Source organism: Micromonospora sp. HK10, assembly GCF_000982955.1.
Taxonomy (GTDB): domain Bacteria; phylum Actinomycetota; class Actinomycetes; order Mycobacteriales; family Micromonosporaceae; genus Micromonospora.
Window position 1 is genome coordinate 1 of record NZ_KQ058731.1, and the last position, 7,245, is coordinate 7,245.

A 7,245-nucleotide genomic window follows, 5' to 3' on the forward strand; every position below is an offset into this window, starting at 1 on the left:
CTCCGCCGCCTCGGGCTCGGCGCCCGAGACCGCGCCGCCGGCCGAGCCGGTCGCCGAGCCCGAGGCGGCGGAGGCCGCCGCGGTGGTGCTGCCGCAGCGCGTCCCCGCCGAGCCGGACGTGCCCGTCGTGCCGGAGCCGCCAGCCGTGGAACCGTCCGCCGAGACGCCGGAACTCGCCCGCATCGCCACCCACCTGCGCCGCGATGACGAGCCGGCGCCGCTGCGGGAGCGCCCCGAGGGCTTCGACGTCAACGCCATCCTGGACGCGGTCCGCGAGGTGCCCGGTGTCCGGGACGCGGCGCTGCGGCGTACCCCGGCCGGCGCGCACAGCCTCCGGCTCGACCTCGCCGACGGCGCCGACGCGGCCGACGTGAGCCGGATGGTGGCCCGCCTGCTCCAGGAGCGGATGGGGCTGGCCGCCGCCCCGCAGAACCTGCCCGGTACGCCGGCCACCCCGCCGCCGGTACGCCGCCGCTCGGTCTCGCCGCGCGCCGCCGACACCCGGCCCGCCCAGTCCCGTCCGGCCGAGCCCTGGTCCGCCGAGTCCCGGGCCGCCGAGTCCCGGGCCGCCGAGTCCCGGTCCGCCGAGTCCCGTCCGGCCGAGCCCTGGGCCGCCGAGTCCCGTTCGGCCGAGTCCCGGGCCGCCGGGGCGCGCTCGACCGAGTCGCGCGGCGCCGAGGACGGTCCCGCCGGGCTCCGGCCGGGGCGCGCCGAGGGGCGGGTCGCGGAGAACCGGGCCGGTGAGGGGCGCTTCGGCGGTACCGAGGCGCGCGGGAACCGGCTAGCCGAGCCGCCCGCCGAGGTCGACGACGAGCCGGACGGCGAGCCGCCGCGCCGGCGCCGGCCGGGCACGACCCACCGGGGCCGCGCGGCGGTGGAGGAGTCGTCGCTGGCGTCGGCCCCGACCGGTACGCCCACCGGCAGCCCGGCCACGGTCGGCACGTCGTACTCCGGTGGGCAGATGACCACGACGGAGACCGCGCCGTCCCGCCCGCTGGACACCGGCGGCCTGCCCGGTCCCCGGGCGGTGATCGACCACGTCCAGGTGAGCACCTTCGGTCTCGACGCCACCGTGGAGGTACGGCTGATCGCCGGGGACCGGACGGCGGAAGGGCACGCCACCGGGCCGGCGGTCGACGGGTACGTGCTGCGGCTCTGCGCGGTGGCCGCCGCGGCCTCGGTCGACGAGCTGCTCGGCCAGGCGGCCCGGACCGGGGAGCGGGGGCGCTGTTTCGTCGAGCACGCCGCCGTGGTGCCCTTCGGCAACTGCGAGGTGGCCACCGTGGTGGTGCTGCTGGTCTGCGACGGCTGGGTGGAGCAGCTCGCCGGGTCCGCCCTGGTCGCCGGGGACCCCCGGCAGGCCGTGGTGCGAGCGACCCTGGCGGCGGTGAACCGGCGGCTGGAGGCCCTGCTGGCCTGAGCTGAGCCCGGCCAGCAACCGGGCAGCGCTACATCAACCCCGGTGAGCAGGTGCAGGGCGATCCAGAGCGCGGCGCGGTGTGGTCGGGCGCCGGCGCGGGGAAGACTGGGGTCATGAAGCCCGCCTCCCTTCGGCCGGACGACAGCCTGCCCGCGCCCCACCTCCCGCTGCCGCCGCCCTGGCCGGGGCGGGAGGTGCTCCTCGACGGCACGGTCACCTACGTCCGGGAGACCCCGGCGACCGGTCCGGACGCCGAGCCGGCGCTCTACGTGCACGGGCTGGGCGGGTCGGCGCAGAACTGGACGGACCTGGCCGGCCTGCTCGCCGGCCGGCTGGCGGGGCAGGCGATCGACCTGCCCGGCTTCGGCCGCAGCGAGCCCGGCCCGCGCTACACGATCCCCGCCTTCACGGATCGGGTGGTGCGCTGGATCGAGCAGAGCGACCGGGGGCCGGTGCACCTGTTCGGCAACTCGCTGGGCGGCGCCGTCTCGGTCCGGGTGGCGGCGCTCCGGCCCGACCTGGTCCGCACCCTGACGCTGATCTCCCCGGCGCTGCCGTTCCTGGATTTCCGGCGCTCGTTGCAGGGGCGGATGCTGCCCCTGCTGGCGATCCCCCGGGCCGAGCGGGTGGCCGCCTGGCGGCTGGCCCAGCTCGCCCCCGAGGTGATGGCCCGGCAGGTGATGGAGGCGTGCATCGCCGATCTGACCCGGATCAGCGAGCAGCGCCGGCGGGAGGCGGTGGAGGAGATCCGGGTCCGCTACGAGGCGGCCCACTACGCGGCCGCGTACGTCCGCACGTTCCGCGGCCTGGTCTCCAGCTTCCTGCGGTCCTACCTGCCGGGCTCGGGGTCGCTGTGGCGGCTAGCGGCGACGGTGCCGGTGCCCACCCTGGTGATCGGGGGCCGGCAGGACCGGTTGGTCGACGTGCGGGTGGCCCCGCAGGCCGCCCGGGTGATCCCGGACAGCCGGCTGTTGATGCTCGACGGGGTCGGGCACCTGGCCCAGTTGGAGGTCCCCCGGATCGTGGCCCGGGCGGTGCTGGGGCTGCTCGCCGAGTCCGGGAGCAGGCCGTTTGCCGGAACGGGGGAGAGCGGCCCAGGCCGGGACATGGCAGGCTGACCCGGATGCCCGCCTCCGCTCCGCCGCGCCGCGCCGTCGCCCGTACCGCCCCGCGCCGCCGCCCGGCCGCCCGTCGGTGGCGGTCCGGGCTGGTGGTGCTCGCGTTCGTGGCCACCGCCGCGGTCGGGGTGGGGGTGGCGGTGCAACGCCCCTCCGCCGAGGTGGGGCAGCTGGTCAGCGACGGGTCGGTGACGCAGCCGGTGGAGTCGTCGCCGGCGTCGCCGTCGGTCCCGGCAAGCCCGTCGGCGAGCCCGAAGCCGTCCGCGCCGGTGCTGGCGCTGCCCGGCCCGGTGCCCGCGCACGGCCGGGGGACCTTCGCCTACGACGCGCGGCCGGGGCGGGTGCTGGGTGCCTCGGGCACGCTGCGGCGGTTCCGGGTGGCGGTGGAGAACGGGTCCGGCGAGGACGTCCAGGCCTTCGGCGACGCCGTGCTGCGGGCGTTGACCGGGCCGGGGAGCTGGGTGGACGGTGGCCAGCTGCGGTTGCAGCGGGTGGCCCCCGGGGTGCGGTCCGAGTTCACCGTCTACCTCGCCACCCGGGACACCGCCGCCCAGCTGTGCCGGCGCGGCGGCATCGACATCCGCAAGGGTGGGGTGCCGTACACCTCCTGCCGGGTGACCGGTCGGGTGGTCATCAACCTGGACCGGTGGCGCACCTCGGCACCGCATCTGGTGGCCGCGCGGATGCCCCTGGACACCTACCGGCTCTACGTCGTCAACCATGAGGTGGGGCACCAGCTGGGACACCACCACGAGGATTGCCCGGGGGCCGGCCGGGCGGCGCCGGTGATGCAGCAGCAGACCCTCTTCCTGGACGGCTGCCGGCCGAACCCGTGGCCGTACCTGAACGGGCGGCGCTACACCGGCCCCCGGGCGTAAGACCTGATCGTGGCGATGAGAAGTATTTCGCGGAACAAGCGGTAAAAGCAGCCAAATGCCCGAATTGCATGGCACGCTGGTGCCATGACGTCGTCGTCCCCTTCCGACCCGCCTGCCCAGCCCGGGGCGTCGCCGGGAGTCGGCGCCCGGCCGGTCCGGCTCGACTTCGACCGCCCACCGGCACGGCCGCGTACCGCCGCGCCAGTCCGCCCCGGCCTACGGCGGATGCGCCGCCGCCGACGCCGTACCCTGCTGCTCCTGCTCGTCGCCGGGACGCTGGCCGGCGCCGCGGCCGGCCTGACCGACCTGGTCCGCCGGCCCGCCGACCCCGCGCCGGTGGCGGCCGGCGAAGCCCGGCTGGCGCACGGCGTCGGCGCCGGGGCCCGGGACGAGCCGACCGGCTACCCGACGGACGGACCCGGCAGCTTTGCCGCGGCCGACGGCCGCTCCCCGGTGCGCGGGTACGACGGACCACTGCACCGCTACCGGGTGGAGGTCGAACGGGGCAGCGGCCAGGACGCCGACGGGTTCGCCGCCACCGTGGACGAGGTGCTCGCCGACCCGCGGAGCTGGATCGCCTCCGGTGAGCTGCGGGTGCAGCGGGTCGCCGAGGCGGCCGCCGCCGACTTCACCGTCTACCTGGCCACCCCGGCCACCTCGGAGCGGATGTGCGCCGAGGGCGGCCTGACCACCGAGCGGTACACCTCCTGCCGGCTGCCCGGCCGGGTCATCATCAACCTGGCCCGCTGGATGGAGGCGGTGCCGGACTACGGCGCCCCGCTGGCGGTCTACCGCACCTACGTGATCAACCACGAGGTCGGGCACGAACTCGGCGAACTGCACCAGGCCTGTCCCGGCCCCGGCGCGCCGGCCCCGGTGATGCAGCAGCAGACGTACGGGCTGGACGGCTGCGTCGCCAACGCCTGGCCGTACGTCGACGGGGCCCGCTACGAGGGGGAGCCCGTCGACGGGGTCTGAGTTATTCCCGCTCCCGCATGTCGGGCGGCGTGGCCCTCATCATGGCCGATCCCTGCCCGGTCGAGCGACAATGGCGCGGTCCCACCGCCGATCCCGGGGAGTTCACCGTGTCGTTGCCCCCGCTCGTCGAGCCCGCCGCCGAGCTGACCGTAGACGAGATCCGTCGCTACTCCCGCCACCTGATCATCCCGGACGTCGGGGTCGAGGGGCAGAAGCGGCTGAAGAACGCCCGGGTGCTCTGTGTCGGCGCCGGTGGCCTCGGCTCGCCGGCTCTGCTCTACCTCGCCGCCGCCGGGGTCGGCACGCTCGGCATCATCGACTTCGACACCGTCGACGAGTCCAACCTCCAGCGCCAGGTGATCCACGGCGTCTCCGACGTGGGCCGGTCCAAGGCCGAGTCCGCCGCCGCCTCGATTCGCGAGATCAACCCGCTGGTCAACGTGGAGATCCACAACACCGCGCTGGACCGGGAGAACGTGCGCGAGATCTTCTCCGGGTACGACCTGATCGTCGACGGCACCGACAACTTCGCCACCCGCTACATGGTCAACGACGCGGCCGTGCTGCTCGGCAAGCCGTACGTCTGGGGTTCGATCTACCGGTTCGACGGCCAGGCGTCGGTGTTCTGGGCCGAGCACGGCCCCTGCTACCGCTGCCTCTACCCGGAGCCGCCGCCGCCCGGCATGGTGCCGTCCTGCGCCGAGGGCGGCGTGCTCGGCGTGCTCTGCGCGTCCATCGGGTCGATCCAGGTCAACGAGGCGATCAAGCTGCTCACCGGCATCGGCGAGCCGCTGGTCGGCCGGCTGATGGTCTACGACGCCCTGGAGATGAGCTACCGCAAGATCAAGGTCCGCAAGGACCCGAACTGCGTGCTCTGCGGCGAGAACCCGACGGTCACCGACCTGCTGGAGGACTACGAGGACTTCTGCGGCGCGGTCTCCGAGGAGGCCCAGGAGGCGGTGGTCGACTCGACCATCACCGCGCTGGAGCTCAAGGAGTGGCAGGACGCCGGCAAGGACATCTTCCTGGTCGACGTCCGCGAGCCCGCCGAGTACGAGATCGTCCGGATCCCCGGCGCGACCCTCATCCCCAAGGGCGAGATCCTCTCCGGTGAGGCGCTGGCCCGGTTCCCGCAGGACAAGCAGATCGTGCTGCACTGCAAGTCCGGCGTCCGCTCCGCGGAGGCGCTCGCCGCGCTGAAGGCGGCGGGTTTCTCCGACGCCGTGCACGTCCAGGGCGGGGTGCTCTCCTGGGTGAAGCAGATCGATCCGTCGCTGCCGGCGTACTGACCCTCCGGCGCAGGTCCGTCCGGACACCGGACGGGCCTGCGCGGGTCGCCGGTGGGCCGGGCCACCCCTGGCCGAGCTACCGAGGCGTAACCGCGTTTGCGCCGGTAGCGTGTCCGCCGTGGTGGATTTGGAGGCGGCGATCGGCTTCGTCGTGGCGCACGGCGACACGGTGGACCGCGCCCGGCTGCACCGGCTGCGCACCGGCGCGCCGGTGCCGTCCGAGTTGCTCGACTCGGCCGAGGCCGGGCAGGCGCCCGGCGGCGGTTGGCCCGCCATCCTGGACGGTACGGTCGCCTCCGTCGACGCGACCTGTTTCCGTCTGGCCGAGCTGGACGACCTCGGCGCGCTGGGCCGTCCGGCCGCCCGGCACGCGCTGGACTGGCTGGCCGCCCGGCAACTGCCCGACGGCGGCTGGGACGAGGACCCGTCGCTGGCCGGGTTCGCCCCCGAGTGGGCCACCCCGGGCGATCCGGAGGCCCGCCTCTACCTGACCGCCAACGCCGGCTTCTGGCTGACCGTGGCGGGACTGGACGCCCGGGCCGCCGGCCCGCTCGACCACCGGGTCGGCGGAGCGTACGCCGGGGTGGTGCAGGCGGCGGCGCAGGCGCTCGCCGCGCAGCTTCTCCCGGACGGCAGCTGGCCGTCCTTCCTGCCGGCCGGGTGGCTGGCCGCCGCGGTGCTGCACCGCCAGCAGCTGTACTACGAGTCGGCGCGGATCCAGGCGGTGCTGGCCGACCGGATCCCGGAAATGTCCCCGGCCGACGTGGCCTGGCTCGCCGCCACCCTGCGCCGGGTCGACGTGGGCGAGGAACAGTGGCTGCTGGTGGCCGCGCGCCGGCGGCTCGCCGAGACCCAGCGCAGCGACGGCGGCTGGGACAGCGACGACGGCCACCAGTTCGACGTGCACACCACGCTGCGCGCGATCCGGGCCTGCCGCCCGGGCATCCCCGAGGCCCCGGTCTCCGGGGCGCCGTTCCTCCCGACCCAGCCGGCCGTGCCGCCGGCACCGCGGGTGGTGCCCGCGCCCCGCCCCGTGCCGCCGCCGGAGGTCCCGGCTGCGGCGCCGACCCTGCCGCCTGCCGGGCCGGCGTCGCCGGCCCCCGCGCCGCCCTCGGCCTTGGCCGGTGCCGAGCCGCCGGCGTTGCCCCCGGCCTTCGGCGGTGCCGAGCCGCCGGCGTCGCCCCCGGCCTCGGGCGACTCGTCGTCGGTGGTTCCGCCGGCCCTGGGCGGTGGCGAGTCGCCGGCGTCGCCCTCGGCCTTCGGTGGCGACGGGCCGCCGGCGGTTCCACCGAGCCTGGGCGGTGGCGAGTCGCCGGCGTTGCCCTCGACCTTCGGTGGCGACGGGCCGGCGGTGTTGCCCTCCAGCCCGCGCGGGGCCGAGCCGCTGGCGGAGGCCGAGTCGCCGTCCCCGTTCAGCCCGTGGGTGGTCGAGCCGTCGCTGGACATCGACCAGCAGGTGCCGCCGGTCGTGCCGCTGCCGCGGCCGAAGCCGGCCGGCCCGCCGCCGGAGCCCGCCGCCCCGACCGGCTGACCCGCGCCCGCGCCCGGGCCGCGCCTGCGCG

Annotated in this window: 4 protein-coding genes and 2 pseudogenes; all 6 read left to right on the plus strand. The window is 76.2% G+C overall.

Annotation, left to right across the window (positions count from 1 at the left end; genetic code table 11):
• A pseudogene (locus LQ51_RS08285) lies at positions 1-1,420 on the plus strand (hypothetical protein); the annotation flags it as partial.
• Positions 1,421-1,533: 113 nt separating this feature from the next.
• The gene (locus LQ51_RS08290; RefSeq protein ID WP_046564107.1) at positions 1,534-2,538 is read left to right on the plus strand and encodes an alpha/beta fold hydrolase; all 1,005 of its coding nucleotides are present in this window, start codon (positions 1,534-1,536) and stop codon (positions 2,536-2,538) included.
• Positions 2,539-2,543: 5 nt separating this feature from the next.
• The gene (locus tag LQ51_RS08295; RefSeq protein WP_046564108.1) at positions 2,544-3,416 is read left to right on the plus strand and encodes a DUF3152 domain-containing protein; all 873 of its coding nucleotides are present in this window, start codon (positions 2,544-2,546) and stop codon (positions 3,414-3,416) included.
• Positions 3,417-3,641: 225 nt separating this feature from the next.
• Entirely contained in the window at positions 3,642-4,394 is a 753-nt protein-coding gene (locus LQ51_RS08300; protein WP_046564109.1) for a DUF3152 domain-containing protein, read from the plus strand.
• Positions 4,395-4,435: 41 nt separating this feature from the next.
• Complete coding sequence (moeZ, locus tag LQ51_RS08305; RefSeq protein WP_197087570.1) at positions 4,436-5,683, plus strand: adenylyltransferase/sulfurtransferase MoeZ; 1,248 nt, start codon at positions 4,436-4,438, stop codon at positions 5,681-5,683.
• Between the two features lie 67 nt (positions 5,684-5,750).
• Positions 5,751-6,620 (plus strand): annotated as a pseudogene (locus LQ51_RS34490) (prenyltransferase/squalene oxidase repeat-containing protein); the annotation flags it as partial.
• Positions 6,621-7,245: the final 625 nt, after the last annotated feature.

Bases quoted from the DNA above. Each gene is read 5' to 3' on its own strand.
- LQ51_RS08290 (WP_046564107.1), top strand. From the start codon at position 1,534: ATGAAGCCCGCCTCCCTTCGGCCGGACGACAGCCTGCCCGCGCCCCAC.
- LQ51_RS08295 (WP_046564108.1), top strand. From the start codon at position 2,544: ATGCCCGCCTCCGCTCCGCCGCGCCGCGCCGTCGCCCGTACCGCCCCG.
- LQ51_RS08300 (WP_046564109.1), top strand. From the start codon at position 3,642: ATGCGCCGCCGCCGACGCCGTACCCTGCTGCTCCTGCTCGTCGCCGGG.
- moeZ (WP_197087570.1), top strand. From the start codon at position 4,436: ATGGCCGATCCCTGCCCGGTCGAGCGACAATGGCGCGGTCCCACCGCC.